The 25452-nt window shown below is 71.6% G+C and carries 27 protein-coding genes; 14 read left to right on the top strand and 13 right to left on the bottom strand.

Annotated elements, in window-relative coordinates; genetic code table 11:
- The first annotated feature begins 49 nt into the window (after positions 1–49).
- Genes ABZ444_RS16155 through ABZ444_RS16165 form a run of 3 tightly spaced genes read left to right on the top strand, consistent with a single transcriptional unit; the run spans position 50 to position 3005 of the window.
- Positions 50–1300, top strand: coding sequence for an extracellular solute-binding protein (locus tag ABZ444_RS16155; RefSeq protein ID WP_357996635.1), 1251 nt, complete (start codon positions 50–52; stop codon positions 1298–1300).
- A complete protein-coding gene (locus tag ABZ444_RS16160) occupies positions 1297–2187 on the top strand; it encodes a sugar ABC transporter permease (RefSeq protein WP_357996638.1) in 891 nt (296 codons plus the stop codon). The genes ABZ444_RS16155 and ABZ444_RS16160 overlap by 4 nt, the downstream gene beginning before the upstream one ends.
- Positions 2184–3005, top strand: coding sequence for a carbohydrate ABC transporter permease (locus tag ABZ444_RS16165; RefSeq protein ID WP_357996641.1), 822 nt, complete (start codon positions 2184–2186; stop codon positions 3003–3005). The genes ABZ444_RS16160 and ABZ444_RS16165 overlap by 4 nt, the downstream gene beginning before the upstream one ends.
- Here the strand turns inward: ABZ444_RS16165 and ABZ444_RS16170 are convergent.
- Complete coding sequence (locus ABZ444_RS16170; RefSeq protein WP_357996644.1) at positions 2976–4082, bottom strand: winged helix DNA-binding domain-containing protein; 1107 nt, start codon at positions 4080–4082, stop codon at positions 2976–2978. The two genes, ABZ444_RS16165 and ABZ444_RS16170, sit on opposite strands and share 30 nt — an antisense overlap.
- Positions 4083–4132: 50 nt before the next feature.
- Complete coding sequence (locus ABZ444_RS16175; protein ID WP_357996646.1) at positions 4133–5263, bottom strand: lactate 2-monooxygenase; 1131 nt, start codon at positions 5261–5263, stop codon at positions 4133–4135.
- Positions 5264–5345: 82 nt separating this feature from the next.
- Between ABZ444_RS16175 and ABZ444_RS16180 the strand changes: the two genes are divergently transcribed.
- The gene (locus ABZ444_RS16180) at positions 5346–7121 is read left to right on the top strand and encodes a protein kinase (RefSeq protein ID WP_357996649.1); all 1776 of its coding nucleotides are present in this window, start codon (positions 5346–5348) and stop codon (positions 7119–7121) included.
- A gap of 13 nt (positions 7122–7134) precedes the next feature.
- Here the strand turns inward: ABZ444_RS16180 and ABZ444_RS16185 are convergent, their stop codons facing one another.
- The 3 genes from ABZ444_RS16185 to ABZ444_RS16195 all read right to left on the bottom strand — a co-directional run bounded on the left by ABZ444_RS16185 (position 7135) and on the right by ABZ444_RS16195 (position 11568).
- Positions 7135–10386 (bottom strand): serine/threonine-protein kinase, encoded by a 3252-nt coding sequence (locus ABZ444_RS16185; RefSeq protein WP_357996652.1) that lies wholly within the window; start codon positions 10384–10386, stop codon positions 7135–7137.
- Between the two features lie 105 nt (positions 10387–10491).
- Positions 10492–11046 carry a GNAT family protein gene (locus ABZ444_RS16190; protein WP_357996655.1) on the bottom strand — a complete coding sequence of 185 codons (555 nt, stop codon included), beginning with the start codon at positions 11044–11046 and terminating at the stop codon, positions 10492–10494.
- A 12-nt stretch (positions 11047–11058) separates the two neighbouring features.
- Entirely contained in the window at positions 11059–11568 is a 510-nt protein-coding gene (locus ABZ444_RS16195; RefSeq protein WP_357996658.1) for a shikimate kinase, read from the bottom strand.
- 38 nt (positions 11569–11606) lie between these two features.
- Between ABZ444_RS16195 and ABZ444_RS16200 the strand changes: the two genes are divergently transcribed.
- Both ABZ444_RS16200 and ABZ444_RS16205 read left to right on the top strand, forming a co-directional pair.
- Entirely contained in the window at positions 11607–11888 is a 282-nt protein-coding gene (locus ABZ444_RS16200; RefSeq protein ID WP_352319513.1) for a hypothetical protein, read from the top strand.
- A 13-nt stretch (positions 11889–11901) separates the two neighbouring features.
- Positions 11902–12285 (top strand): ChaB family protein, encoded by a 384-nt coding sequence (locus ABZ444_RS16205; RefSeq protein ID WP_357996661.1) that lies wholly within the window; start codon positions 11902–11904, stop codon positions 12283–12285.
- Between the two features lie 5 nt (positions 12286–12290).
- Here the strand turns inward: ABZ444_RS16205 and ABZ444_RS16210 are convergent, their stop codons facing one another.
- A complete protein-coding gene (locus tag ABZ444_RS16210) occupies positions 12291–14117 on the bottom strand; it encodes a transketolase (RefSeq protein ID WP_357996664.1) in 1827 nt (608 codons plus the stop codon).
- 127 nt (positions 14118–14244) lie between these two features.
- Positions 14245–14625 carry a helix-turn-helix domain-containing protein gene (locus ABZ444_RS16215; protein WP_357996667.1) on the bottom strand — a complete coding sequence of 127 codons (381 nt, stop codon included), beginning with the start codon at positions 14623–14625 and terminating at the stop codon, positions 14245–14247.
- A gap of 131 nt (positions 14626–14756) precedes the next feature.
- On the opposite strand from ABZ444_RS16215, the gene ABZ444_RS16220 reads away from it, so the two are divergent.
- Together ABZ444_RS16220 and ABZ444_RS16225 are read left to right on the top strand one after the other, a co-directional pair.
- On the top strand, positions 14757–15164 hold the full coding sequence (locus tag ABZ444_RS16220; protein ID WP_357996670.1) for a RidA family protein: 408 nt from the start codon (positions 14757–14759) through the stop codon (positions 15162–15164).
- Between the two features lie 239 nt (positions 15165–15403).
- The gene (locus ABZ444_RS16225; protein ID WP_357996673.1) at positions 15404–15919 is read left to right on the top strand and encodes a GNAT family N-acetyltransferase; all 516 of its coding nucleotides are present in this window, start codon (positions 15404–15406) and stop codon (positions 15917–15919) included.
- Between the two features lie 262 nt (positions 15920–16181).
- On the opposite strand, the gene ABZ444_RS16230 is transcribed toward ABZ444_RS16225, so the two are convergent.
- Both ABZ444_RS16230 and ABZ444_RS16235 read right to left on the bottom strand, forming a co-directional pair.
- Positions 16182–17186, bottom strand: a complete 1005-nt coding sequence (locus tag ABZ444_RS16230) for an SDR family oxidoreductase (RefSeq protein WP_357996676.1) — start codon at positions 17184–17186, stop codon at positions 16182–16184.
- Between the two features lie 8 nt (positions 17187–17194).
- Positions 17195–17461 (bottom strand): hypothetical protein, encoded by a 267-nt coding sequence (locus ABZ444_RS16235; RefSeq protein WP_357996679.1) that lies wholly within the window; start codon positions 17459–17461, stop codon positions 17195–17197.
- A gap of 54 nt (positions 17462–17515) precedes the next feature.
- Here ABZ444_RS16235 and ABZ444_RS16240 point away from each other — a divergent pair, with 54 nt between their 5' ends.
- The 3 genes from ABZ444_RS16240 to ABZ444_RS16250 are packed head-to-tail and all read left to right on the top strand — an operon-like array spanning position 17516 to position 19550.
- Complete coding sequence (locus ABZ444_RS16240; RefSeq protein WP_357996682.1) at positions 17516–18523, top strand: DNA topoisomerase IB; 1008 nt, start codon at positions 17516–17518, stop codon at positions 18521–18523.
- 45 nt (positions 18524–18568) lie between these two features.
- The gene (locus tag ABZ444_RS16245; protein ID WP_357972832.1) at positions 18569–18817 is read left to right on the top strand and encodes a BON domain-containing protein; all 249 of its coding nucleotides are present in this window, start codon (positions 18569–18571) and stop codon (positions 18815–18817) included.
- The gene (locus ABZ444_RS16250) at positions 18810–19550 is read left to right on the top strand and encodes a metallophosphoesterase (RefSeq protein WP_357972829.1); all 741 of its coding nucleotides are present in this window, start codon (positions 18810–18812) and stop codon (positions 19548–19550) included. Before ABZ444_RS16245 ends, ABZ444_RS16250 begins: the two co-directional genes overlap by 8 nt.
- A gap of 15 nt (positions 19551–19565) precedes the next feature.
- On the opposite strand, the gene ABZ444_RS16255 is transcribed toward ABZ444_RS16250, so the two are convergent.
- Both ABZ444_RS16255 and ABZ444_RS16260 read right to left on the bottom strand, forming a co-directional pair.
- Positions 19566–21347 carry a SpoIIE family protein phosphatase gene (locus tag ABZ444_RS16255; protein WP_357996685.1) on the bottom strand — a complete coding sequence of 594 codons (1782 nt, stop codon included), beginning with the start codon at positions 21345–21347 and terminating at the stop codon, positions 19566–19568.
- 136 nt (positions 21348–21483) lie between these two features.
- Positions 21484–21633, bottom strand: a complete 150-nt coding sequence (locus tag ABZ444_RS16260) for a GPGG-motif small membrane protein (RefSeq protein ID WP_165959640.1) — start codon at positions 21631–21633, stop codon at positions 21484–21486.
- Between the two features lie 71 nt (positions 21634–21704).
- Here ABZ444_RS16260 and ABZ444_RS16265 point away from each other — a divergent pair, with 71 nt between their 5' ends.
- Positions 21705–22658, top strand: coding sequence for a TIGR03557 family F420-dependent LLM class oxidoreductase (locus ABZ444_RS16265; RefSeq protein WP_357996688.1), 954 nt, complete (start codon positions 21705–21707; stop codon positions 22656–22658).
- A 38-nt stretch (positions 22659–22696) separates the two neighbouring features.
- On the opposite strand, the gene ABZ444_RS16270 is transcribed toward ABZ444_RS16265, so the two are convergent.
- Positions 22697–23182, bottom strand: coding sequence for a DUF1360 domain-containing protein (locus tag ABZ444_RS16270; protein ID WP_357978663.1), 486 nt, complete (start codon positions 23180–23182; stop codon positions 22697–22699).
- Between the two features lie 150 nt (positions 23183–23332).
- Between ABZ444_RS16270 and ABZ444_RS16275 the strand changes: the two genes are divergently transcribed.
- Positions 23333–23884 carry a nucleotidyltransferase gene (locus ABZ444_RS16275; RefSeq protein ID WP_357996691.1) on the top strand — a complete coding sequence of 184 codons (552 nt, stop codon included), beginning with the start codon at positions 23333–23335 and terminating at the stop codon, positions 23882–23884.
- A gap of 88 nt (positions 23885–23972) precedes the next feature.
- Here the strand turns inward: ABZ444_RS16275 and ABZ444_RS16280 are convergent, their stop codons facing one another.
- A complete protein-coding gene (locus ABZ444_RS16280; RefSeq protein ID WP_357996694.1) occupies positions 23973–24260 on the bottom strand; it encodes a PRC-barrel domain containing protein in 288 nt (95 codons plus the stop codon).
- Between the two features lie 190 nt (positions 24261–24450).
- Between ABZ444_RS16280 and ABZ444_RS16285 the strand changes: the two genes are divergently transcribed.
- Positions 24451–25266: an SAM-dependent methyltransferase gene (locus ABZ444_RS16285; RefSeq protein ID WP_357996697.1), complete on the top strand. Its 816-nt coding sequence runs from the start codon at positions 24451–24453 to the stop codon at positions 25264–25266.
- Positions 25267–25452: the final 186 nt, after the last annotated feature.

Consider the following 25452-nt stretch of genomic DNA (forward strand, 5'->3'; position numbering starts at 1 on the left):
GTCTTCTCGACTCCGGGGCGAATTCCTAGTGTCTGCGCAGGAGGTAATAGTGAAGTTTCTTTACTTTGCCGCGGCCGGAACGGCCCTGCTCACGCTGGCCGCCTGCGCCCCCTCGACCGCTCCCGCCTCCGGCGGCGGCGACGAGCGGACGGGGACGCTGCGCGTCTGGCTCTTCGACGAGCCCAACCGGGCCCCCAAGGACAAGGTCGTCAACGAGGCGATCAAGGAGTTCACCGCCGCGCACGCGGACGTCAAGGTCGAGGTCACCTACATCCCCACCACGCCCGCCCGGCACGAGAAGTTCAAGGGCGCCTTCAACGACCCGGCCAGCTCCCCGGACGTCGCCGAGTACGGCAACACCGACCTCGCCGAGTACGCCGCCGCCGGCGGATTCGCCGACCTCACCGCCGACCTGAAGGGCCTGGACCTGACCCCCGACCTGGTCAAGTCGGCCTCCGTCCAGGGCAAGCAGTACGGCCTGCCGTGGTTCATCGGCATCCGGGCCCTCTACTACCGCACCGACGTCTTCGACGAGCTCGGTCTGAAACCGCCCACGTCCATCGGCGCCCTGACCGAGACCGCCCGTACGATCCGCGAGAAGAAGCCCGACCTGTACGGCATCGCCGTCGGCGGCGAGTACACCTTCGGCGCCCTGCCCTTCGTCTGGGACGCCGGCGGCGACATCACCTCGCTCGACTCGCCGCAGTCGCGCAAGGGCGTCAAGGCGTACACGGACCTGCTGACCGACGACGTCTGCCCGCCGCAGGCGTGCGTCTCGCTGACCGGCGGCAAGACGGTCGAGCTGTTCGCCGGCGGCAAGGCCGCGATGGGCATACTCGGCAACTTCAACCGCTCGGCCGTGGACGCCGGCGCGGCGGCCGGCAAGTACGCCGTCGTCCCGCTGCCCGGCGCGGCCGAGGGCTCGATCGCGCCCGCCTTCGCCGGCGGCAACAACCTGGGCGTGCTGAAGAACGCCGGTCACCGCACCCTGGCCGCGGACTTCGTCAAGCTCCTGGGCGGCAAGGCGTACCAGGCCAAGATGTACGACGCGATGGGCAACCTGCCGACGCTCACCTCGGCCCGCGACGAGCTGGCGGCCAAGGACCCGTTCGTGAAGCCGTTCCTGGACACGGTGGCCAAGGGCACCCGGTTCGTGCCGATCGACCCCGCCTGGGTGAAGATCGACAACGGCAAGGTCGTCCCCACGATGTTGCAGAAGGTCGCGACCGGTCAGTCCACCGTCGAGCAGGCCACCACCGAGGCGGCCGCGGCCGTCAAGACCGCCTTCGGCCGCTCGTGAGCCGAGGTACGACCGTCCGCCGCGGGCGCCCCTGGCTCTACCTGCTGCCCGCGGCGGCCGTGCTGGTCCCCATGTTCGGCTATCCCGTCTACATGCTCGGCCTGCTGTCGGTCTTCGACTACCGGCAGGCGCAGGTCAGCGGCGGGCAGCCGAGCACGTTCGTCGGGTTCGGCAACTACGCCGCGCTGCTCGGCGACCGGCGGTTCTGGGAGGTGCTGGCGCAGACCGTGGGGTTCGCGGCGGCGCTGGTCGTCGCGACGCTGGCGGTCGGCGCGACCCTGGCCGTGCTGCTGACCAGGACCGGGCCGCTGCCGAGGACGGCCCTGTCGCTGGCCGCGCTCGGCGCGTGGGCGGCCCCCGCGATGACCGGCTCCACCGTGTGGATGTTCCTGTTCGACGCCGACCTCGGCCTGGTCAACCAGGTGCTCGGGATCGACGGGTTCAACTGGTTCTACGACCGGTGGGTCACCTTCGGCGTGGTCGGCGCGACGGTCGTGTGGCACTCGTTCCCGCTGGTGATGATCACCCTGTACGCGGGCATCCGGGCCGTTCCCGCCTCGGTGCTGGAGGCGGCCGCGCTGGACGGCGCCTCGGCCTGGCAGGGGTTCTGGCGGATCATCGTGCCGATGTTGCGGCCGCTGGTCACGATCGTGGTCATCCAGTCGGTCATCTGGGACTTCAAGCTCTTCACCCAGATCTACGTGATGACCAACGGCGGCGGCGTGGCCGGGCAGAACACCGTGCTCAACGTCTACGCCTACCAGATCGCCTTCGGCTCCTCCGAGTACGGACTCGGCTCGGCCGTCGCGGTCGTCATGACGCTGATCCTGCTCGTGATCACCCTGTTCTACATCCGGGCGCTGCGGCGCAGTGGGGAACGCCTGTGAACCGACGCCGTCTTCTGCCCAACGCGGTCGCGCTGGTGGTCGCCCTGCTCACCGCGTTCCCGCTCTACTGGATGGTCCTGTCGGCGCTCAAGCCCGCCGGGGAGATCCAGTCGCTGGAGGTCAGGCCCTGGACGTCCCATCCGACGCTGGACAACTTCGTCCGCGTGCTGACCGGGGAGAACTTCGCCCGCTACCTGCTCAACAGCGCGATCGTGGCGCTCGTCGTGGTCGTGCTGTCGGCCGGGGTCGCCTTCCTCGCGGCGGTGGCCGTGACCAGGTTCGCCTTCCGGTTCAGGACGACCGTGCTGATCATGTTCCTGGTCGCGCAGATGGTGCCGGTCGAGGCGCTGACGATCCCGCTGTTCTTCGTGGTCCGGGACCTGGGGCTGCTCAACACGCTGGCCTCGCTGGTGGTGGTGCAGCTCGCCTTCACGCTGCCGTTCACGATCTGGATGTTGCGCGGGTTCGTCGCCGCGGTGCCGGAGGCGCTGGAGGAGGCGGCGATGATCGACGGGGCCGGACGCGCGACAGTGCTGTGGCGCATCCTGTTCCCGCTGGTCGCGCCCGGCCTGGTGGCGACCAGCGTGTTCTCCTTCATCACCGCCTGGAACGACTTCGTCTTCGCGCGCACCTTCATCATCTCGGCCAAGGACAACCAGACCCTGCCCGCCGCGCTGCTCGTCTTCTTCAAGCCCAACGAGAACGACTGGGGCGGGATCATGGCGGCCTCGACGCTGATGACGATCCCGGTGCTGATCTTCTTCGTGGCGGTGCAGCGGCGGCTCGTGTCAGGGCTTGGAGGGGCGGTCAAGGACTGAGACGTCGTGCTTGTCGTCGGGGGCGAGGAACTCCAGCAGCAGCCGCGCCTCCCGCTCGACCTCGTCCAGCTCGGCGATCGGCGTCCACTGGTGCACGTTCAGCGTGGAGACGCCCTTGGCCCTGGTCACCGTCCAGTCGCCGGCGGTGACGCCGTCCACCAGGATGATCCGGGGGATCACGTTCGTGCCCATGAACGACCCCTGCATGACGGCCGCGCCCCGCTCGCTGATCACCCGCGAGCGGTCGGCGTGCGACAGGAACAGGTTGTCGAAGTCGTACATCAGCCGCACCGGGGCCGGGACGTCCGCCGCCGGCCGGACGGCCTCCGGCAGGTCGTACAGCGTGCGGCCGGCGGCGTCCCTGAAGCGGACCAGGTCCATGGACTCGACGACCTCGCCGAGCCTGGTCAGGCCCGACCACGTCTGCGCGTCCTGCACCGAGGCCGGGCCGAAGGCGGCCAGGTAGCGCCGGACCAGCTCGGCGGGCGTCATCGGCGGCACCTCCGCCGGGCCCAGCCACGACTCGGCGGTGGTGTGCGCGACCGGCCCGCTCCTGCCCCACAACCCGCGCGGCGGCACCTGGACCAGCGGCAGCAGCCAGCGCACGCCCTGGCCGAGCGCGTGCTGGTCGTGCTCCGGCCACCGCTCGGCCAGTGCCCGCCCGAGGTCGGCGAAGGTCATCGCACGCTCCTCCAGCAGCGCCCGGCCGGTCGCGGCCAGCTCGTCCAGGTCGACGCCCGCCAGCCGCCGGCCGAACGTCGTACGGGTCATGCGTTCGGTGACGACCTGCAACAGCGGCCGCATGGCCAGGCAGTCGCGGGCGGTGACCAGGTGGATGGTGGAGCGCTGCAACGCGATGCGCACCAGCTCGCGGCCGGCCAGCAGGCCGGAGGCGTCCTCGGGCTTGAGCCCCTCGATGCGGTTCCACAGGCCGACGTACCAGGTGTGGGGGGTCTGCGCCTGGAGGCCGCCGAGCCGCTCGACGACCTCCTGCACGCTGCCGCCGCCGCGGCGCAGCAGCAGCTGCCGGTCGAGCGTGGCCCGGTTGAGCGCGCGCTGGGAGATGAGGGGATCCATGGGGACAAAGGTAGGGGCAATCGCGGTCATTTCCGGACCTCGATGTGCCCTCAGGCGAGCGCGTCGGGGCCCAGCTCGTCCGGGGAGGAGTAGCCGGACAGGGCGAGCGTGATGTCCAGCTCGCCCAGCAGGCAGCGCAGCACGTGCTCGACGCCCGCCTGCCCGCCCAGCGCCAGCCCGTACAGCACGGGACGGCCGACCAGCACGGCCCGCGCGCCCAGCGCGAGCGCCTTGACCACGTCGGCCCCGGTGCGCACGCCCGAGTCGAACAGCACCGTCAGCCGGTCGCCGACCGCCTCGGCGATGCCGGGCAGCGCGTCGAGCGCGGCCAGGGCGCCGTCGACCTGGCGGCCGCCGTGGTTGGACACCACGATCCCGTCGACGCCGTGCTCGGCGGCCAGGCGCGCGTCCTCGGTGCTCATGATGCCCTTGAGCACGATCGGGCCGTCCCAGTGGTCGCGCAGGAACGGCAGGTCGTCCCAGCTCAAGCCCGGGTTGGGGAACATGCCCGCCCAGTGGGCGACCGGGTTCTCGACCCCGGCGAAGTTGGGGTCGCTCAGGTAGTTGGCGATGCCCGTGCCGGCCAGGAACGGCAGGTAGCCGCGGTCGAGGTCGGCCGGACGCCAGCCGAGCAGCGTCGTGTCCAGCGTGACCACCAGCACCGAATGGCCGGTCGCCCTGGCCCGGCGCAGGAAGCTCAGGCACACGTCCCGGTCGGTCGGGTAGTAGAGCTGGTACCAGCGCGGCGCGTCCCCGCCCGCCGCCGCCACCTGCTCGAAGTCGTGGGCGGCGGCCGTCGAGTGCACGTACGGGACGCCGACCGCGGCCGCGGCCCGCACGGTGGCGAGCTCGCCCTCCTCGTGGGCCAGCGTCTGCACCCCCATGGGCGCCACCAGCACCGGCGCCGCCATCCGGGTGCCCAGCACCTCGCACGACAGGTCACGCTGCCGCGCGACGCCGCGCAGCATCCTCGGCACGATCCGGCGCCGCTCGAACGCCTCCAGGTTGGCCCGCGCGGTCGAGCCGCTGCCCGCGCTGGGCACGATGTAGCCCAGCGCCTCGGGCGAGAGCACCCGCCTGGCCGCGCCCTCCAGGGCCGAGAGGTCGGTGGTCAGCTCCGGCGTACGGCCTTCGAGCATGCCCGTCAGGTAGATGCCGAGCTGGTGATCGCCTGCGTTCATGGCGCCCATCCAACCAGCCCGTCCATCACCACCGCGACCACCCTGATGACGGCGACCACGACCCGGCCCTACGCTGCTTCCCATGCACAAACGCGTGATCGACAACCGCTTCGAGCTGACCGAGAGGCTCGGCGGCGGTGGCATGGGCCTGGTGTGGCGCGCCTGGGACACCGCCCTCCACCGCGAGGTCGCGCTGAAGGAGGTCCGGCCGCCCGATCCCTCGTTCGAGGAGCACGATCCCGAGGCCGCCCGCGAGCTGCGGGCCAGGGTGCTGCGCGAGGCCCGCGCGCTGGCCCGGCTGAACCATCCGCACGTCGCCACCATCCACCACATCGTCGACCCGGGCGGTGACGGCTACCCGTGGATCGTCATGGAGCTGGTCACCGGCGGCTCGCTCCAGGACCGCCTCGCGCGCGGGCCCATGACGCCCTGGGAGACCGCCCGCCTGGGGCGCGAGGTGCTGTCCGCGCTGCGCGCCGCGCACGCCGTCGGCATCCAGCACCGCGACGTCAAGCCCGCCAACGTGCTGCTGCGCGAGGACGGCCGCTCGGTGCTCACCGACTTCGGCATCGCCGCCGTGCGCGAGTCGACCAGCCTGACGGCGACCGGGTCGTTCATCGGCTCGCCCGAGTACATGGCGCCCGAGCGCATCAACGGGCACGAGGGCGACCCCGCCTCCGACCTGTGGTCGCTCGGCATGTTGTTGTACGTGGCCGTCGAGGGCCGCCACCCGCTGCGCCGGAGCACCACGCTGGCGACGCTGGCCGCCGTGCTCAACCAGGAGGTGCCGCCGCCGGAGCGGGCCGGGCCGCTCGGTCCCGTGCTCGGCGCGCTGCTGCGCCGCGACCCGGCCGGCCGGCCCGACGCCGACACCCTCGACCGCATGCTCGCCGCCGCCGCCGACCCCGGCTCGGCCCCGCCCGCCTACCTGCCGCCCGCCCCGGCCCCGCTCCAGCCCGGCCACCCGTCCGCACCCTCGGGACCGCTCCAGCCCGGTCACCCGTCCGCACCCTCGGGCCCGCTCCATCAGGGCCACTTCCCGTCGTCGCCCGGCCCGCTCCATCAGGGTCCGTCGTCGCCGGGTCCGCTCCAGTACGGCCGGCCGCAGGGGGCCACCGTGCCGCCCGTGGCGCGGCAGGGGGCCACCGTGCCGCCCGGGGCGCCGCACCCCTGGGGGCCGCAGCCGTCGTTCTCGCAGCCCGGCACCGTGGCGTCGCGCCGCGCCCGCCGTTCGCCGGTCGCCGCCGTGACGGCCTCCGTGGGCGCGCTGGCGGTGACCGGCGTGCTGGTCTACGCGCTGCTCCCGGGCGTGCGCGGCGCCGAGGAGCCGACCCAGCCGGACACGCCGCAGATCACCCCGGTGGAGACCACCGACGCCCAGGAGCCGGAGGCGAGCAAGGAGCCGGAGCCGCAGCCGGAGAACCTGCTCACCCCCGACGGCATCCGCGCCGCGATCAAGGCGCTCAAGCCGGTCATGGGCGGCACCAAGGTCGTCCGGATGGTCGTCTACCCCACGTACATCTCCGCCGAGGCGCCGCTCAAGGGCGACCCGGCCGTCTACGACCGCTACGCCTACCGCGACGGCAAGGCCACCCGCGAGGGCACCGGCTCCACCGTCCGCACCCCGCCCGTCGACCTGGCCAAGTACAACTGGGACGCCCTGCCCGGCCTGCTCAAGAAGGCCGAGAGCGTCCTCGGCGTGCGCAAGCCCACCACGCGCTACCTCATCATCGATCCCAACTTCGTCTTCACCAGCACCAAGCAGGTCCTGCTCGTCTACCTCGGCGACGCCTACCGCACCGGCTACCTGGTGGCCGACCCCCAGGGCAGGGTGCTCAAGACCTACCCCGCCTCCTGACCGGCCGCCCGGCTCAGCAGCCGCCCTGGTAGCCGCTCTCCGGGATCAGCCGGCTCCACTCGTCCTGGCTGAGCGGCCCGCCCGCGCGGGCGCACACCTCCTGCGCCGTCAGCGCCGGGTCCACCGGGCTCTCGCGGACGCTGCCGTCCGCCGCCACGCCGCGCAGCCTGCGGCCGTCCTGGCTGAAGGCCAGGCCCTCGGCCCACGACCCGACCTGGCCGACCTCGCGCAACGTGCCGGCGTCCCACAGGGAGGTGCGTTCGGCGTCGATCGCGAGCAGGTCGCCGCCGGGGGAGAAGCGCAGGTCGTGCACGGGGGCCGTGCCGGCCTCGACCGAGCCGGCCCGCTCGCGCTCGCGTACGTCCCACAGCTCGACGCGTCCGGCGCCGAGCCCGAGGGCCAGCGTGCGGCCGTCGGGGGAGAAGGCGAGCGCGGTGGGCCGGGCGGCGGCCGGGGCGAGCGGAGTGATCTCGCCGGTACGCAGGTCGAGCAGGTTCGTGCCGGAGGCGAGCGTCGAGCCGTCGGGGCTGAAGGCCATCGCCAGGTCGCCCGCACCCTCGTAGGCCCTGATCCGGCGGCCGGCGCGCACGTCCCAGGTCTCCAGCCGACGGCCGCGCGCGGTGGCCAGCGTGTCGCCGCCGGGGGACAGGGCCACAGCCGGTACGTCGCCGCCCGCGTCGATGACGGCGACCCTCCTGCCGCCCGACGCCTCCCAGACGGTGACCGGGTCGCCCGCCACGGCCAGCAGCCTGCCCGCCGCGTCGAAGGCCACGTCGCCGGTGGCGGCGATCTCGGCCAGCGGCTTGCGCGCCACCACGTCGGTGAGCCGGATGGCGTTCCCGACGTCTCTGGCCGCCACCCGGCCGTCGCTCGACAGCGCGGCCGTGCGGACGCCGTGGGAGGGTGCCGGCAGCCCGGAGACGTCGAGCGAGACGACCGAGCCCAGGCCGCTCAGGTAGCGCAGGGTGCGGCCGTCGGCGGAGAAGGCCAGGTCGCCGTGCTGGTCGCCGCGGAAGCGGTAGGCGCCGGCCAGCCGCCGGTCGGCCACGCTCCACAGGCGCACCTCGTCCCGGCCGGGGAGGGCGAGCAGGCTGCCGTCGGGGCTGAACACGGGCGTGCCGGCGGAGCCGTCCGCCGGCATCTCCCCGTCGCCCGCCTCCGCCGCGAACGCGGTGATGGCCGTGGTGGCCGTGGTGGCGGTGGTCGTCGCGGTGGCTTCCTGCGGCGGCTCGGCGCCGGGCGTGCGGAGGGTCACGCCGTCGCGGCCCGCGACGGCCAGGGTGCGGCCGTCGGGGCTGAACGACAGGGGCGGCGCAGACCGGTCCGGCCCGGTCTGCGGCCGTACGGTGAACTCCCCCTCCTTGGCCCGGCCAGGAAGCGACCAGAGCTCGACCCGCCCGTCCAGGTCGGAGACCGCGGCCCGGCTCCCGTCACGTGACACCGCCACCCGGTGGTCGAGCACGTCGAGCAGCACCTCGGCGCCCCGGTAGACCCTGGTGCGGTTGCCGCTGGTGATCGTGTACGTCCCGGTCGCGGGGGCCCGGCCGGTGGCCACCTCGACGGGCTGCCCGCCGGGGCCCTCGGCGTACCGGCCGTCGTCGCTCAGCGCGGCGCTGCCCTCGGGAAGCGCGTGCGCGGCCAGCTGCCGGCCGCTGCGGACGTCCCAGACGTTCAGCGTGCGGTCGCGCCACCTGACCAGCTCGTCGCCGCGCAGCAGGTAGCCGGCCCGCTCGTCGGCCGCGGGGTCGGTGAACACGCCCAGCTCCGGCTGCGCCAGCGACGCCTGCAACGCCACCCGTGCCTCGAACACCGGCGACATCCGCCAGGCAGCCACGCTCAGCCGCATCGCCGTACGCGGGTCGGAGGAGCGCAGCGCCTCGGCGCGGGCGGCCACGGCCCGCGCGTTGGCCTCAAGGAGGTGTCCGCGCAGCTCCCGCTCGCCGTTGAGCGAGACGGCCGACATCGACACCGCGACGGCCAGGGCGGCGGCCAGGGTCGCCAGCGAGGGCCGCAGCAGCCGCCTGCGCTGCTTGGACATGGCCACGCTCGCGCCGATGAAGTCGCGTTCGAGCTGGTTGAGCCGCAGGTGGCGGCGCCTGGCCGCGGCCCAGCCGAGCGCCGTGTCGAGCCGGTCGCCGCGGTAGAGGTACGTGCGCCCGCGCCGGTGGCGCGACCACCGGTCGGCCGCCAGGCGCAGCTCCCGATGGACGGCCAGGCCGTCGCGCTCGTCGGCCACCCAGCCGCGCAGGCGCGGCCAGGCCCGGTAGAGCGCGGCGCTGGCCGGCGCCACCCGGTCGTCGCGCACGGCCACGAGCTTGCCGACCGCGGTCTCGGTCGGCGGCACCCGCACGCTCCGGCGTACGAGCAGCCCGGCGTCCATCAGCGGGGCCAGCACGCCGCCCTCGTCGTGGGGGTCGTCGCCGTCCATCAGGCGCAGCAGCAGGCCCGGCACCGCCTCCTGCTGGCGCGGCGTGAGCCCGGCGTAGACGCGCTCGGCCAGCTCGCCGAGCGACCTGTGCCCGGCCACGCCCGCCGGCGGGCGCAACGCGGCGGGATCGGCCTCGACCAGCAGCTCGTCCGCCGCGGGGCGGGCGGCGGGGTCTTTGGCCAGCGCCCGCCCGACCAGCTCGCGCAGCCCGTCGGGCAGGGCGCTCAGGTCGGGATCGACGGTCAGCAGCCGGTGCAGCACGGCGCCGAGACTCCGCCCGGAGAACGGATCGCCGCCCGTGGCCGCGTAGAGCACCACGGCCCCCCAGGAGAAGACGTCCGTCGCCGTCTCGTGGCCGCTGCCGGTCAGGATCTCGGGGGCCAGGTACGTGCACGTCGCCCCCAGCGACCCGCCGACCGCCACCCCCATGTCGATCACCTTGGGGCCGCCCGCCGCCAGCAGCACGCTCTCCGGCCGCAGGTCGCGGTGCGTCAGCCCGGCCGCGTGCAGCGCGCGGAGCGCCCCGGCCAACGCGCCCGCCAGCGCCGCCAGCTCCTCGCCCCGGTACGGCCCGTGCCGCTCGACCGCCTGCCGCAGGTCGGGCCCGTCGACGAACTCGCTCACCACGTAGGGGATGCCGTGATCGACCCCGGAGGCGACCACCTCCGCCAGATGCGGGCAGCTCACCCGCGCGACCGGCTCGACCTCGACCCGGGGCACCTTCACCGCGTAGCGGCGGCCCTCGTCGTCGTAGGCGTCGTAGACCACCCCGCGCGCGCCCGCGCCGAGCCGGGCGGCCAGCCAGAAGCCGCCCAGCCTCTCGGGATCACCAGGCACCAAGCGCATCGTCACTGATGCTTAGATGCGCCGGACCGGCCGTTGGTTGTGAGGGAACGACCACAGGTCCCCCGCGCGCCTCGGGGGACCCATGCGTCATGATCATTATGCCAGGCTTCTGGATCTTGACTGCCACTCCGGCCGCAGCACCGACATCGTCACGGAGTCGTGCCACTCGCCCTCCCACAGCAGGGCGTCGCGCTGCACGCCCTCCTCCACGAACCCGATCTTCTTGTAGACGTGCCGCGCCCGCTCGTTGAAGGTGAAGACGCCGAGGCCGATGCGGTGCAGCGGCGTGGTGGCGAAGGCGTGGCCGAGGACCAGCTCGATCGCCTCGGTGCCGTAGCCCTTGCCGAAGACCCGGGCGCCGATCAGCGCGATCCGCAGGTTGCACGACAGGTTGTGCCGGTCGAGCTCGTTGAGCACGACCTCGCCGACGTACTCGTCGCCGGCCATGATGGCCAGGTCGAGCCGGTCGGCGTGCTCGCCCCTCGTGCCGTACCACTGGCGGGCCACCCCGTGGTCGACCTCGCCGTGCGAGCCCGTCAGCCGCTGCACCTCCGGGTCGCTGATCAACGTGATCAGGCCCTCGACGTGCTCGGGGCCGACCGGGAGCAACCGGACGCGCTCACCCGTCAGAGTGGGTTTCTCGGCGAACATCCCCTCTGGGTATCAGTCCTGCTCATCGGCGGGCAAACCCATTTTCCGCAGAGCCGCGTCGCGCACCTCCTCGGGGGTCAGCACGCCGACGTCACACGTCAGGTCCGCCACCTGCTGGAAGTAGCGCTCGCGCCGGGCCCGCATCTCCGCGGGCTGGAACTCGGGGCGGTGCGCGCCCGAGCTCATGCGCCGGGCCAGGACGGCGTCGGCGGCGTCCACCCAGACCACGAACGCCTCGCGCAACGCCTCGCGCACCCGGGGATCCTCCACGGTGCTGGCCGCCGCCGCGATCACCTTCGGCTCGCCCGCCAGCGCCGCCAGCACGTGCTCGGCCTCGTACCGGTGCAGCGCGCCGGCCCCCTCGCGGACGGCGATCTGCGCCGCCGTGCCGCCGTGCTCCTTCTCCAGGAACGGGTCGCTGTCCGTGAACGGCATCCCCAGCGCTGTGGCGAGGAGGCGGCCCGCGGTCGTCTTACCCGATCCCATCAGCCCGATCACCACGACTGGTTTGTTTTTCGACATGTGGATAGAGGTTCCTTCGTGTCAAGGAGGTAAATCTGATGACCATCGCCGGAAGCATCATCCTCATCATGCTCGGTGCGATCCTCACCTGGGCCGTCGAGTTCGACCTCGCCGGTCTCGACATCAACGTCGTGGGCGTCATCCTCATGCTCGGTGGCCTGGCGGGGCTGCTGTTCGGCATCTACCGGATCAGCGTCACCCGCAGGGCGGTCGGCCCGATCGACGAGCCGGTGCACCGGCACGAGATCTACGAGGAGCCGGAGACCCGCAGGACCACGGTGTACGAGGAGCGCCGCCACTACGACGAGCCGCCGCTGTAGGAGGTGAATCGACATGCCAGCCGTTGACGAGCTGCCGTCGACCATCAAGCGTTCGCCGAAGAAGGCACAGAACACGTGGATCAAGGCGCACGACTCCGCCGTGAAGGAGTACGGAGAGGGGCGGCGCGCGCACATGACCGCGTTCGCCGCACTCAAGCACTCCTTCGAGAAGGTCGGAGACCACTGGGAGCCCAAGGGGCAGAAGGGACCGTCCGACAAGGGCGCGACCGACCGCTCCGGCAGGACCGAGGAGGGCGTGGACGCCAACGCCGGCAAGGAGCACTTGCAGGGCGTGGCGTCCAGGCTCGGGGTGCGCGGCCGATCCAGGATGACCAAGACGGAACTGGTGGACGCCATCAAGAAGGCCAACAGGAAGGCCACGGCGAAGGCCCGCTAGTTCCTTCACAACAACCGCTTGACCGCCTCGGCAATCGCGTGGCGGTCTATGCGGGCGTCCGCGAGCTGTTCCTCAGGCGTCGCCGACCCGGGCAACCCGGTCACGGCGAGCTTCACCACCCGCGGGCCGAGCTCGCTGACGGCGTCCAGCACGGCGTCGCCGAGACCGCCCTCCAGCCGGTGATCCTCGACCGTGATCAGGTTGCCCGTCGTCGTGGCGGCCTCCACCAGCACCGCCGCGTCCACCGGCTTGATCGAGTACAGGTCGATCACGCCGACCGGGATGCCGGCCGCCCTCAGCTCGTCGGCCGCCGCCAGCGCCTCGTGCACCGTGATCCCGGCCGCCACGATCGTGGCCCGGTCGTCGGGCGAGCTCCGCAGCACCCGCGAGCCGCCCACCGGGAAACGTTCGCCGGGCGGGTAGATGACCGGCGTCTCGCCACGGGTGGTGCGCAGGTAGGACACCCCTGACAGGTCCGCCATCTCGACGGTCAGCGCCGCCGCCTGGTTGGCGTCGCACGGGTACAACACCGTGCTGCCGTACACCGCCCGCATCATGGCCAGGTCCTCCAGGCCCATCTGCGAGGGGCCGTCCTCGCCGATCGAGACGCCGGCGTGCGAGCCGACCAGCCGGATCGACGCCTGGCTCACGCCGGCCATCCTGACGAAGTCGTGCGCCCTGGTCAGGAACGCCGCGAAGGTGGCCGCGTACGGGGTCCAGCCGCGCACCGACAGGCCGACGGCCGCCGCCACGAGCTGCTGCTCGGCGATGTACATCTCGAAGAAGCGCTCGGGGAACGCCTGGCCGAACTCCTCGGTCTTGGTCGAGTCGGCCACCTCGCCGTCCAGCGCCACCACGTCGCCGCGGGCCGCGCCGAGCGCCGCCAGCGCCGCGCCGAACGCCGCCCTGGTCGCCGCCTTCGCGCCGACCTCGAACTCGGGCACCGTCGCCGGTCGCGGGTCGAAGTGGTACGGCTCGGCGTCGCCCTCCGGCCTGTGCACGTCCACATGGACGCTGCGCGGCCCGCCCAGCTCGTCGATGGCCCTGTCGGGATCCTTGAGCGCCTTGCCGTGCGCGCCCTCCCGGTTCTCGACCTCGACGACCCCCTCGCCCTTGCGGGTCTTGGCCAGGATCACGGTGGGACGCCGGCGGGTGTTGCAGGCGTCCCCCAGCGCGAAGTCGATCTGGCCGGGGTCGTGGCCGTCGATCTCGATCGTGTGCCAGCCGAAGGCGCCGAACCGGCGCGCGTACGCCCCGGTGTCCCATCCGTGCCGGGTCGGGCCGCGCTGCCCCAGCCGGTTCACGTCCACGATCACGACCAGGTTGGCCAGCCCTTCGGCCCCGGCGTGCTCGGCCGCCTCCCAGATGGACCCCTCGGCCAGCTCACTGTCACCGCACAACACCCACACCCGGTACGGCAGCCGTTCCAGCCGTCCCGCCATGGCCACGCCCACGCCCACCGGCAGCCCCTGACCGAGCGAGCCGGTCGCGACGTCCACCCAGGGCAGCCGGGGGGTGGGGTGCCCCTCCAGCCGGCTTCCCCGGCGCCGGAACGACAGCAGCTCCTCGTCGTCGATGACCTTCGCCGCCTTGTAGAGCGAGTAGAGAAGGGGGGAGGCGTGGCCCTTGGAGAAGATCAGGTGGTCGTTGCCGGGGTTGTCGGGGCGGTCGAAGTCGTACCTGAGGTGGCAGGCGAACAGCACGGCCATCAGGTCCGCCGCCGACATCGACGAGGTGGGGTGCCCGGAACCGGCCGCCGCGGCGGCGCGTACGGAGTCGACGCGCAGCTGCGCGGCCAGTTCGGTCAAGTACTGGAGATCGCGTTCAGGCATCAAGACCCTCCTCGTGAGTTTCACGCCGCCTACCCCCTGCGCGGCGCTTAACTCGGGCCTGACGTCACCCGACCCCATTTGTCGGCAGTTGAAACCTCCTTCGCCTGGCCGGTCCCCGCGTCGGGCGTCAGGCGTCGAAGCGGCGGCGGGCGGCCTCGATGTCGCCGAGGTGGCTTTGTGTCCACGCGCACATCGCGTCGACCGTCGCGCGCAGGGCCCGCCCCGGCTCGGTGAGGGTGTACTCCACCCGCGGAGGCACGGTCGGATACACCTTCCGCTCGACCAGCCCGTTGCGCTCCAGCATGCGCAGGTTCTGGGTGAGCATCTTGTGGCTGATGCCCTCGACCTGGCCGCGCAGCTCGCCGAACCGCAGGGTGCCCGCGCCGATGGCCTCGATGATCAGGAGCGCCCACTTGTTGGCGACGTCCGTGAAGATCTCCCGTGCCAGGGAGTCGGCCCGTCTCAGGTCCGCCTCGCCGTCCGAGCCCTTGAACTGCTTGGTCACCATGAGGTTCCCCAGTCACTGAAAAGTGCGTTCTTCCACGTCAGCGGACACTCTCCTACAGTTCCTCAGTAACCACAAGAGAGCTTTGGGCGGCCGTGCGCGTCCCGGCCGCCCCCATGAGGAGGCGTACCACCATGCCCGTCACCCTGCTGAACCCCGAGGGGCTGCCCGAGATCGACGTCTACCACCAGACGGCGGTCGCGTCGGGGACGAGGCTGGTCTTCGTCGCCGGCCAGGTCTCCTGGGACGCCGAGGGAACCACCGTCGGCGCGGGCGACCTCGCCGCACAGGTCGAACAGTGCTACCTCAACGTCGCCACCGCCGTCGCCGGGGCCGGCGGCTCCTTCGACGACGTGGCGAAACTCACCGTCCACGTCGTGGACTGGACCCCCGACAAGATGACCGCGCTACTGGACGGGATCTCCCGGGCGAAGGCGAAACTGGGCACGACGGCGACCCCACCGGCAACCCTGCTGGGCGTCGCGGCCCTGTCCGTCCCGGACCACCTGGTCGAGGTCGAAGCCACCGCGATCCTCGCGTAAGGGACGCGCGACGTACTGAGAGCAACTGAGAAACGTCGTTCAGAACCCACTTCTCAGTTGTGCTCCGTTGAGCCAGGGGCAGGACGTGACAGCGCGCTCCTCGGAGTCGCAGGCGCCCTTGGAACTGGGACCGGCTCGCGTACGGCTGTCTGATCTGCCATGTCGATGTGGGGACCGGTAGATCGAATTCTCGTCCCCCGGCGAGGCTGGCAACGGTTGCTGACAGTAGTGTCTGAGGCATGCCTGACGTGATCACGGTCCACCCCGCGCAACCCGGCGACGGGGACGTCCTCGGCGAGATCCACGCCCTGTCCTGGGGCGTCTCGCACGGCCCGCTGTGTGCGCCGAAGGTCGCCGCGGCCGGGATCGAGGAGCGGCGCGGCAAGTGGCACGGCATCCTGGCCGAGGGTGGGGACCCGATCCTGCTGGCGCGCCTGAACGAGCGGCCCGGGGCCTTCGCCCGGTTCGGGGCTTCCACTTCCCGTCCCGGCTCCGCGGAGATTTATACCTTCTTCGCCCATCCGGACGTCTGGGGCAGCGGCATCGCCGGCGTTCTGCTGACGGCCGTCCTGGACGCGGCACGCGACGCCGGGTACGACGACGTGCACCTGTGGACGATTCGGGACTCGGCCCAGGCCCGCCGCTTCTACGCCAAGAACGGCTTCACCGAGACCGGCAGGACTCACGACCACGAGTTCGAGGAGGGGCCTGCGCTGGCTTTGATCGAGCTGGAGCGAGCCTTGCCGGGGCGCTGAGCCGAACCGCCTTGATCCTCGGGCCCTCTGGAGGCGAGTGCTGCGACTCTGAGGATCGCAGTGGTCCGGGGACGCTCCCGTTGCCCGACCAATGATCTTTGGGGCGGCTGGTGGGGGATGAACAGGGCTGTTGCCGGGTCGGGCGATGGGGCATGGCGGGTACATCGGCAGAGGACACTTCGCTGCGCGCCTGGTCCGGGATGGGCTCCCGCGGCCCACCCGGTAACCAGGTGCCGGGCGGGGGCCGGAGAAAGGCCCCCGGTCAGCGGGCGAGCCGGCGGGCCACCGTGACCGCAGCGGCCGCGCCCCCCGCCGCCAGCATCACCGCGCGCCGGTGCTGGGACAGCCACACCTGGGGGCTGTGACCGTGGGAGCGCCGGTCGAACGTGCCGTGCGCCCCGTAGTCCTTGTCCTCGTCGGCCGGCTCCCAGAGGTTCGACACCCCGCTCGGCTGCTTCTCGTCCGTCTGCTGGGACTGGACGCCGGTCCTGGCCAGGTACCGGTCCACCAGGGCGGGGGCGACGCGCTGGGCCATGAGGGTGGCCGCGGTGCTGGCGCCCACCCAGTATTCCTTGCGTCCGGGGTGCTCGGCGGCGTACACGATGGCGCGCGCCGCGACCTCCGGCTGGTAGATCGGGGGTACGGGCTGGGGGTGCCGCCGCAGCTTGGACAGGACCCACTCGAACTGAGGGGTGTTGACCGCCGGGAGCTGGACCAGCGTGACGTCGATGCCGCTCCGGTCGGCCAGGAGCTCGGTGCGCAGCGACTCGGTGAAGCCCTTGATGGCGTGCTTGGCTCCGCAGTACGCCGACTGGAGGGGGATGCCGCGATGGCTCAGCGCCGAGCCGACCTGGACGATGGTCCCGGCGTTGCGGGGGCCCATGAGGTCGAGGGCGACCTTGGTGCCCCACACGTAGCCGAGGTACGTCACCGAAGTGGTACGAGCGTACTCATCTGGCGAAATATCGGTGAACTTGGCGAAGACTGAGGAAAAGGCGGTGTTGATCCAGGTCGAGATCGGTCCCATCTCCGCCTCGACGCGCTCCGCCGCCGCCTTCACCTGCTCGTAGTCGGCCACGTCCGCCTCGTAGACCTTCGCGTCCCCGCCCGCGGTTCCCACGTCCACGGCGGCCGCGCCGAGGCCCGCCGTGCCGCGGGCGATCAGGGCCACCCGCGCGCCGCGAGCGCCCAGCTCGCGCACCACCGCCCGGCCGACCCCGCCGCTCGCGCCCGTCACCACTACCACGCGTCCTCGAAGGGATGCCATATCGGTTGTCAGCCTGCCTCTCCAGTGTCTCGATTCTTCTGCCGCCGGATCGCCATCGCGATGTCGATGATCGTGATGATGAACAACACGATCGCGATCCCTGCCATCACCGGCGCGCCCGCAATGAGCCCCAGCACCGTGAACGCGAAGAGGAACACCAGAATGAACGACCCCACCCTGATGTGCACCACGTCGCGCGGTGTGGCGGGCACCATGGGGTGGCCCTTCCGGTCACCCTCTTCGTGCCATCTACCGTCATCCGTGTTCTCAGGCATGCCGCTCACCTGCCCGTCCTGTTTGTTGCCTAACGTGCTGGGTAGCCGCCCTGCGTGCCCGAGCTACATCCCAGTGACCAGAGTGAGCCGGGGATCGCCAGGCGCCGTCGCGGGCGCGGGTTCAGCTACGAAGGACCGGACGGGCGGCCGGTGCGCGACAGGGCGACGCTGGAGCGCATCAGGTCGCTCGTCATCCCCCCGGCGTGGAAGGACGTGTGGATCTGCCCCTCCCCGTACGGCCACCTCCAGGCCGTCGGCGTGGACGCGGCCGGACGCAGGCAGTACCGCTACCACGACCTCTGGCGCGAGCAGCAGGACAAGGCGAAGTTCGACCACGTGCTGGAGGTGGCCGAGCGCCTGCCCGCGTTCCGCAAGGCCGTGGACGACCGCCTCAAGGGCCGCGGCCTGACCAGGGACCGGGTGCTGGCCGCCGCCGCCCGCCTGCTGGACGTCGGCTTCTTCAGGATCGGCGGCGAGAGCTACGACACCTACGGCCTGGCCACCCTGCGCATGGACCACGTGACCTGCAGCAACGGCGTCGTGACCTGTGCCTACCAGGCCAAGGGGGACATCTCCCGCGAGGTCGTGGTGGCCGATCCCGGCGCCTGCACGGTGCTGCGTTCGCTCAAGGCGCTCGGCGCGGAGGGCGAGTTGCTCCGCTACCGCCGCCCGGAAGGCGGCTGGGGCGACGTCAGGAGCGAGGACATCAACGACTACCTGCGCGAACTGGTCGGCTGCGAGGTCACCGCCAAGGACTTCCGCACCTGGCACGCGACCGTCCTGGCCGCCGTGGGCCTGGCGGTCTCCAAGCACGCCCGGGGGAGCGGCACCGCCAGGAAGCGGGCGGTCACCCGGGTGATGCGGGAGGTGGCCGAGTATCTGGGCAACACGCCGACCGTGGCGCGGGCGTCGTACGTGGACCCGCGGGTGGTGGAGGCGTACGACCAGGACAGGACGATCGCCGCGGCCCTCACCGAACTCGGAGCGGACGCCGATTACGGGCAGCTCGCCACCCACGGGACGGTGGAACGGGCCGTTATAGACCTTATTCGCGCCGTTTGAGCCGTTAATCCCCGGGCATGCGGCGACAATAGAAGGAGGCAAGAGATGGAAGCTCCGCAGTACGTCGCGGCCCGCGTCCAACAGGCGCTGGCCGAGGACGGACGCACGCACGAGCTGGGCATCCGGGTCGACGTCCGCGGCGACCAGTTGTTCCTGCGTGGCCAGGTGAGCGGAGCCGAGCAGCGCGACAGGCTCGGCCAGGTGGCGCGGGAGATCGCGCCCCAGCTGCACCTGCACAACGAGATACGCGTGGTCGACGTCTCGGCGCCGGGGGAGGATGAGCATCTTGACTGACCTGCGAATCGCGGCGGTGGGCGACATCCACCTGGGCGAGGACGTCAGAGGCCAGTACCGGCGCAGGCTTGAGGGCATCGAGGAACGTGCCGACGTGTTCATGGTCGCGGGAGACCTCACCCGGCACGGCACGCTGGAGGAGGGCCGGGTCGTGGCCGACGAGCTGCGCGGCCTGCCCATCCCCACCGTGGCGGTGCTGGGCAACCACGACTACCACTCCGACCTGCAGTACGAGATCGCCGCCGAGCTGCGCGACGCCGGCGTCATCGTGCTCGACGACGACGGCGCGGTGATCCAGTGCGGTGACCGGAAGCTGGGCGTGGTCGGCGGCAAGGGGTTCGGCGGCGGGTTCGCCGGCAAGAGCGCCAGCGAGTTCGGCGAGCGCGAGATCAAGAACTTCATCTCCCACACGCGCTACATCGCCGAGGCGTGGAAGGTCGCGCTGAAGGAGCTCGTGGCCGACCAGCGCGTGGTGCTGTCCCACTACTCCCCGATCAAGGAGACGCTGGAGGGCGAGCCGCTGGAGATCTATCCCTTCCTCGGCAGCTACCTGCTGGCCGAGGCGGTGGACACGGCGGGCGCCGACCTCATCCTGCACGGGCACGCCCACAAGGGCACGGAGAAGGGCACGACCTCGGGCGGCATCCGGGTGCGCAACGTCGCCCTGCCCGTCCTCGGCAGGGCGTACGGCGTCTACTGCCTGGAGGAGCCCGGCAACGACTACGACGACTGACCCCGCAGGAGGGCGTCACAACACGCGTACGGCGATCACGCACACGTCGTCGGTGGAGTCGTCGGCGCCGAGCCGCCGCAGCAGGCAGTCGATCATCTGCTCGGGATCGTCCCCCACGCACGCGTGCGAGGCCCGCAGAAGCGCGGCGATGCCGGTGTCCAGGTCCTGGCCGCGCCGCTCCACGACGCCGTCGGTGTACATGAGCAGGGTGTCGCCGGGTTCGAGCTGGGTGACGGTCATGTCGTACTCGGCCGCGTCGAACGCCCCCAGCAGCGTGCCGGTGGCCCCCTCGACGGCCCGCCCGCGGCCGTCCCTGATCAGGACGGGCGCGAGGTGCCCGGCGTTGGTCCAGGCGAACGTGCGCCGCTCGGGGTCGAAGTGGCCGATGATCGCGGTACCGGTGACCGTGACGTCCTCGTTGGAGTGCACGATGAGGTCGTTCAGCCAGGTGGCGAGCTGACCGGCGGGAGCGCCGGTGTACGCCAGGCCGGCCAGCCCGGAGCGCATCTGCAGCATGATGCTCGCCGCGGTCAGGCCGTGGCCCATGGCGTCGCCGATGGCCAGCAGCACGCGGCCGTCGGTGATCAGCCGGGCCTTGAACCAGTCGCCACCGAGCCTGGCCAGGTCCTCGCTGGGCAGGTAGCGCACGCCGACGGCGAGCCCCGGCAGCGGGATGAGGCCCCGGCGGATCGGCAGGATCGTGTTCTGGAGCTGGACGGTGATCCGGTGCTCCTGCTCGGCCCGTTCCTTCTCCTTGGTCGCCTGCTCGTGCGCCACGGCCAGCGCGCGTTCCCTGCGACGGTTCTTGGTGACGTCCTGGACCAGGCAGCGGACCTTGACCGGCATGCCGTCCTCGTCGAGGATCGGCTCGCTGTAGACGCACAGGTGGCGCACGCCGTGCCGGTGCTGGATGCGGAACTCGTTCTCCACGGCCTCGCGGAACTCCAGCAGCGTGCGGATCTGCTCGTCCATGACCGGGAGGTCCTCGGCGACCACCACGCCGGGCAACTCCTCCAGGGGCATCGGGCCGTCGGCGCGGGCGCGGCCGAACATCTCGTACATCTGCGGTGTCCACAGAGTGCGCTCGGTCGCCAGGTTCCACTCCCCCCAGCCCAGCTCGGCCAGGCGCTGGGCGCGTTCCCAGCCCGAGACCAGCAGCTCCTCGTCGTCGAGGATGCGCCAGCTCACCAGCAGGCCCTCGTCCACGCGCGCGGCGCGCACGCTCAGGGTCGCCGGCCACAGCCGGTAGTCCATGGCCTCGACGAACTCCAGCGGCATGTGGTGCAGGGACTCGCCCGACTCGTACACGGCGATGTAGTCGTCCAGCAGGCCAGAACTGGCCACGCCGGGGCTGACCTCGAGCAGCCGGCGTCCGGCCAGCTCGTCGGCCGTGCGTCCGGCGGGGGTCCTGGCGTGCCTGTTCGCGGCCAGGACGAGGAAGTCGACGACGCGGCCCGCGTCGTCACGGGCGGGGGTGAGGAAGAGGGCCGAGGCGTGCACCCCCGCCAGCATGCCGCGTACCCACTCGGGCACCTCGGGCCGTTCGAGCACCTGCTCGGACGGCCGTTCGATGCCCTTGGCGACCTCGATCAGCTCCAGACCGCTGTGCTGGGCCATCCTGGCGAGTTGCTCGGCGGCCTCGCCTGGGCGGATGTTGAGCCGGGTGGCCAGGCGGGCCGTGGCCTCGTCGAGGATGGCCTGGGTACGCAGGTGGCGGCGTACGTGAACAAGTTGCTCACGGACCCGTGCCGAAGCCGCGTTCATCTCGTAGCGGCTGAACGGCGGGAATCTGCTCACTCGCTCCCCATGCCCGATCAATCGGGATTGAGGGCTGGTGGTGCTGATATTTCGGCAAAACTAGGGGGTCCGCTGGGCCGTTCTCGAGGTTCGGCCCAGCGGGTTGTCACGGACGGAGTGCGGGGCGGCGTGCGCCCTACACATTGAAGATACTGACCCCACCCGGCCCCACGAGGAAGCCGAGGACGATGAGCACGATCCCCCAGAGGAGGTCGCGCCGGGCCAGAATCACGTAGATTCCGGAGATGACGAGGATTACGGCGATGATCCAAAGCAAAGTAGCCATGTGAGTGCAACTGCCCCCACGCGCGACTCCGTAACATGTTTTCCTCCGCCGTAACGGGCAGGTGGTGATTCATGACGACATTCGGCTATTTCTTGTCGTGCGAGGAACACGGACCCAAAGAACTGGTACGTCAGGCCAAAGCCGCCGAACGCGCCGGTTTCGAGGCTCTGTGGATCTCCGACCACTTCCACCCCTGGCTGGACGAGCAGGGCCAGGCGCCCTTCGTCTGGTCCGTGCTGGGCGCGCTGGCCGAGGCGACCTCCCTGCCCATCACCACAGCCGTCACCTGCCCCCTCATCCGTACGCACCCGGTCGTCGTCGCGCAGGCCGCCGCCACCACCGGGGCGCTCACCGGCGGACGCTTCCGGCTGGGCGTGGGCACCGGCGAGGCGCTGAACGAGCACGTCGTCGAGTCGCGCTGGCCCCCGCTCAGCGAACGCCTGGAGATGCTCGAAGAGGCCGTCGGGCTGATGCGCGAGCTGTTCACCGGCAAGCTGGTGACCCACCGGGGCGCCCACTACCGCGTGGACACGGCCCGGCTCTACACGCTGCCCGACGAGCCGGTGCCCATCCTGATGTCGGGGTTCGGCGAGAAGTCGACGACGCTGGCCGGCCGGCTGGCCGACGGTTACATCTCCACCGCGCCGGACGCCGAGTCGGTCACGCGGTTCCGCGAGGCGGGCGGCGCGGGCAGACCGGCGCTCGGCGGGCTCAAGGCCTGCTACGCCGCCGACGAGGCCACCGCGCGCAAGACCGTTCACCGCCTGTGGCCCACGCAGGGGATCAAGGGGGAGGCGTCGCAGATCCTGCCGCTGCCGCGCCACTTCGAGCAGCTCGCCGAGTCGGTCACCGAGGACGAGGCCGTGGGCGGCAGCCCGGTCGGCCCCGACCCCGAGGTCCACGCGCGGGCGCTCAAGGAGTACGTGGACGCGGGGTTCGACGAGGTCTACGTCAACCAGATCGGCACGGAGCAGGACGCGTTCTTCGACTTCTACGAGCGCGAGGTGCTCCCGAGGGTGCGCTGACCGGCCGACTTCATCAGCTCGGCGTACCGGAGGGTGCGCTAGTCGGCCGACTTCATCAGCTTGGCGTACCCGAGCTGCAGCCAGTCGGAGATGGCCACCGCGGTCATCGTGGCGCCGACGAGCCTGGTCACCCTGGGGGCGAAGACCAGGCCGACGGCGTACGCGGTGGCCGCCCACTGGGCCAGGCAGAACGGGCAGGCCAGCAGCTCGCCCATCGGCCCGCGCGGCTCCTCCTGGACCTCGGACGGGCCGCCCTGGCCCTCGTACCTGGTGAAGGGCGCCCGCAGGGGGCTCATGACCGGGTCCTTGGCCAGGCGCCGGGAGACCTTGTGCGTGCAGGCCGCCATGAGCGCGATGTCGAGGACGCCGACCCGTTCGGGCAGCTTCCTCTTGGTGAGCACGGCGGCCGCCGCCGCACCGGCCACACCCGCCCCGTACGTGGCGAGGATGCCCAGGTAGCCGCCCAGCGGACGATCATGCCCGTTGCCGTAGGCCCGTTCCGTCTTCTCCAGCATCTCGGTCATAGGGTGTGGCGCTACCCTCAACCCCTGCCTCTACGCCCGTCTCCCGGGCTGTCTCTTGGGCTGTTCGCAACGTCTACATGACGATCGTGAGGGTAGCCCGGAACCATGAGCAGCCATGGTCATGCGGTCACTGACGCCATCCTTGACACGTTGAAGCGCGCCAGCTCCGGGCTGAAGGACGCCGGGGTGAAGTTCGCGCTGGCCGGCGGCTGCGCGGCTTACGCCAGAGGGGCCGCCCCCTCCCTGCACGACGTGGACTTCGTCCTCACCGAGCACGACGTGCCCGCCGCCCTGGAAGCCCTGCGCGGGCTGGGCTTCGAGACCGCCAAACCGCCGGAGGACTGGCTGGTCAAGGCGTACGACGAGGGGCGGCTGGTCGATCTGATCTTCCGGGTCTCCGACCACGACATCACCGAGGAACTGCTGAACCGGGCCGAGCCGCTGAAGGCGTCGGCGGTGATCGTGCCCGTGCTGGAGGCCACCGACCTGGTCATCTCGTGGCTGCTGCCGCTGTCGGAGCACGCCTGCGACTACGGGTCACTGCTGGCCCAGGTGCGGGCGCTGCGCGAGCAGGTGGACTGGCCGCGGGTGGTGGCGGTGACGGCGGACTCGCCGTACGCGACGACGTTCGTGACGCTGCTGGAGCGGCTGGGCGTGCTGAGCGAGCCGGTGGTGGCCAGCGGCGAGAGCCGGTGGCCCTGACCCGGTGGCCCTGATGGGGCGGCCCGGAACGGGCGGAGGGCCGCGCCCTGTCCGGACGCGGCCCTCCCTCCAGGACAGACTGCGAGGGTCACCCGCCGTAGCGGCCGTAGTAATCACCCAGCCGCGTGCGGTACTCGGACTCCTTGTACCTGCCCTCGTCGAACTCGGGCGCGTCCTTGATCTCGGCCTTGGTGCGCGCGACGTGCACGTTGCGCTCCTGAGGGTCGATGCGCGTGACGACCTGCGCCGGCAGCATGACCTTCTTGCCGAAGATCCAGGGACCGGTGTCGACGATGATGTAGCTCTCGCCGACCTCGTACGTCGCCTCGTCGACGGACCCGATCTTCCCGTCGGTCGCCTGGACGTGGTACCCCACGAGATCCAGACTCTGACCACGGTCATAGACGTCAGGACGATAGTTCCAGAGCTCCATTGGGCTCTCTTCCTCTCTTCTTCCGTCTTTTCTCGGGCAAGACTCCCGCTACCCGGACAGACTCCGGTAAACCCCCGACAAAGCGTCGGTGGCGGCGGATACGATCCGCGTCACGAACTGGAAAGGGGGCCGGATGACCGTCGGCGAGGCGCAGGAGTGGGTCCCTCCGGGCGTCGACGTCACGCGTCCCAGCGTGGCCCGCGTGCACGACTGCCTGCTCGGCGGCGTGGAGAACTTCTCCGTCGACCGCTCGGTGGCGCGCCGGCTCAAGGACGCCGTGCCCGAGGTGGTCGACCTCGTCTGGTGCAACCGGGCCTTCATCGGCCGGATCGTCGACTTCCTCGTCCGCGAGGCGGGCATCAGGCAGATCATCGACCTCGGCGCCGGCCTGCCGACGATCGAGAACACGCACGAGGTCGCCCAGTTCGCCGCCCCCCGTACCAGGGTGGTCTACGTGGACATCGACCCCATGGTCGAGCCGCACGCCCGCGCGATCCTGAGCGGCAACCCCGACGCCACCGCGATCACCGCCGACGCCCGCGACGTCGACGCCGTGCTCGGCCACCCCGAGCTGGGCCGCCTGATCGACCTCGACCAGCCCACCGCCCTGCTGGCCATCGGCCTGCTGCACCTGTTCCCCGACGCCGACGACCCCCACGGCCTGGTCCGGCGGTACGTCGCCGAACTCGCCCCCGGCAGCCACCTGGCCGTCTCCAACATGTTCGCCTCCGGCAACCCCAAGGCCAAGGCCCTGGAGACGCTGCTCCAGGCCACCATGGGCACCGGCCACTTCCGCGACCGCCCGGCGATCGAGGCGTACTTCGACGGGCTCGTGCTGGTGGAGCCCGGGGTGGTGCACTTCCCCGAATGGCACCCCGACGAGCGGCTGCCCGGCCCGCTGGCCCCCTGGGAAGAGCTGCTGCTGGGAGGCGTGGCCCGCAAGCCGTGAAATCCCGCTGCTTTCGCGGCGGGCGGCGGCTAGGGTGACGCCCATGCCGCGTCGATTCCTCCTCTGCTCCCCGCCGCCGGCCCTCTAGCGGCAATGCCGGTTAGTTAGGGCTGGGGCTGGATCGTCTAGCCCTGCGGTGATCAAGACATGAGAACGGAGATCCGGTAGAACGGGTGATCTTCCCAA

The organism is Nonomuraea sp. NPDC005730 (assembly GCF_040630865.1).
In the GTDB taxonomy this organism is placed as follows: domain Bacteria; phylum Actinomycetota; class Actinomycetes; order Streptosporangiales; family Streptosporangiaceae; genus Nonomuraea.

What these genes read in the sequence shown, in the direction of transcription:
- ABZ444_RS16170 (WP_357996644.1), bottom strand. Translation starts at nt 4,082, where the DNA reads ATGGATCCCCTCATCTCCCAGCGCGCGCTCAACCGGGCCACGCTCGAC.
- ABZ444_RS16175 (WP_357996646.1), bottom strand. Translation starts at nt 5,263, where the DNA reads ATGAACGCAGGCGATCACCAGCTCGGCATCTACCTGACGGGCATGCTC.
- ABZ444_RS16180 (WP_357996649.1), top strand. Translation starts at nt 5,346, where the DNA reads ATGCACAAACGCGTGATCGACAACCGCTTCGAGCTGACCGAGAGGCTC.
- ABZ444_RS16190 (WP_357996655.1), bottom strand. Translation starts at nt 11,046, where the DNA reads ATGTTCGCCGAGAAACCCACTCTGACGGGTGAGCGCGTCCGGTTGCTC.
- ABZ444_RS16195 (WP_357996658.1), bottom strand. Translation starts at nt 11,568, where the DNA reads ATGTCGAAAAACAAACCAGTCGTGGTGATCGGGCTGATGGGATCGGGT.
- ABZ444_RS16200 (WP_352319513.1), top strand. Translation starts at nt 11,607, where the DNA reads ATGACCATCGCCGGAAGCATCATCCTCATCATGCTCGGTGCGATCCTC.
- ABZ444_RS16205 (WP_357996661.1), top strand. Translation starts at nt 11,902, where the DNA reads ATGCCAGCCGTTGACGAGCTGCCGTCGACCATCAAGCGTTCGCCGAAG.
- ABZ444_RS16210 (WP_357996664.1), bottom strand. Translation starts at nt 14,117, where the DNA reads ATGCCTGAACGCGATCTCCAGTACTTGACCGAACTGGCCGCGCAGCTG.
- ABZ444_RS16215 (WP_357996667.1), bottom strand. Translation starts at nt 14,625, where the DNA reads ATGGTGACCAAGCAGTTCAAGGGCTCGGACGGCGAGGCGGACCTGAGA.
- ABZ444_RS16220 (WP_357996670.1), top strand. Translation starts at nt 14,757, where the DNA reads ATGCCCGTCACCCTGCTGAACCCCGAGGGGCTGCCCGAGATCGACGTC.
- ABZ444_RS16225 (WP_357996673.1), top strand. Translation starts at nt 15,404, where the DNA reads ATGCCTGACGTGATCACGGTCCACCCCGCGCAACCCGGCGACGGGGAC.
- ABZ444_RS16230 (WP_357996676.1), bottom strand. Translation starts at nt 17,186, where the DNA reads ATGGCATCCCTTCGAGGACGCGTGGTAGTGGTGACGGGCGCGAGCGGC.
- ABZ444_RS16235 (WP_357996679.1), bottom strand. Translation starts at nt 17,461, where the DNA reads ATGCCTGAGAACACGGATGACGGTAGATGGCACGAAGAGGGTGACCGG.
- ABZ444_RS16245 (WP_357972832.1), top strand. Translation starts at nt 18,569, where the DNA reads ATGGAAGCTCCGCAGTACGTCGCGGCCCGCGTCCAACAGGCGCTGGCC.
- ABZ444_RS16260 (WP_165959640.1), bottom strand. Translation starts at nt 21,633, where the DNA reads ATGGCTACTTTGCTTTGGATCATCGCCGTAATCCTCGTCATCTCCGGA.
- ABZ444_RS16265 (WP_357996688.1), top strand. Translation starts at nt 21,705, where the DNA reads ATGACGACATTCGGCTATTTCTTGTCGTGCGAGGAACACGGACCCAAA.
- ABZ444_RS16270 (WP_357978663.1), bottom strand. Translation starts at nt 23,182, where the DNA reads ATGACCGAGATGCTGGAGAAGACGGAACGGGCCTACGGCAACGGGCAT.
- ABZ444_RS16285 (WP_357996697.1), top strand. Translation starts at nt 24,451, where the DNA reads ATGACCGTCGGCGAGGCGCAGGAGTGGGTCCCTCCGGGCGTCGACGTC.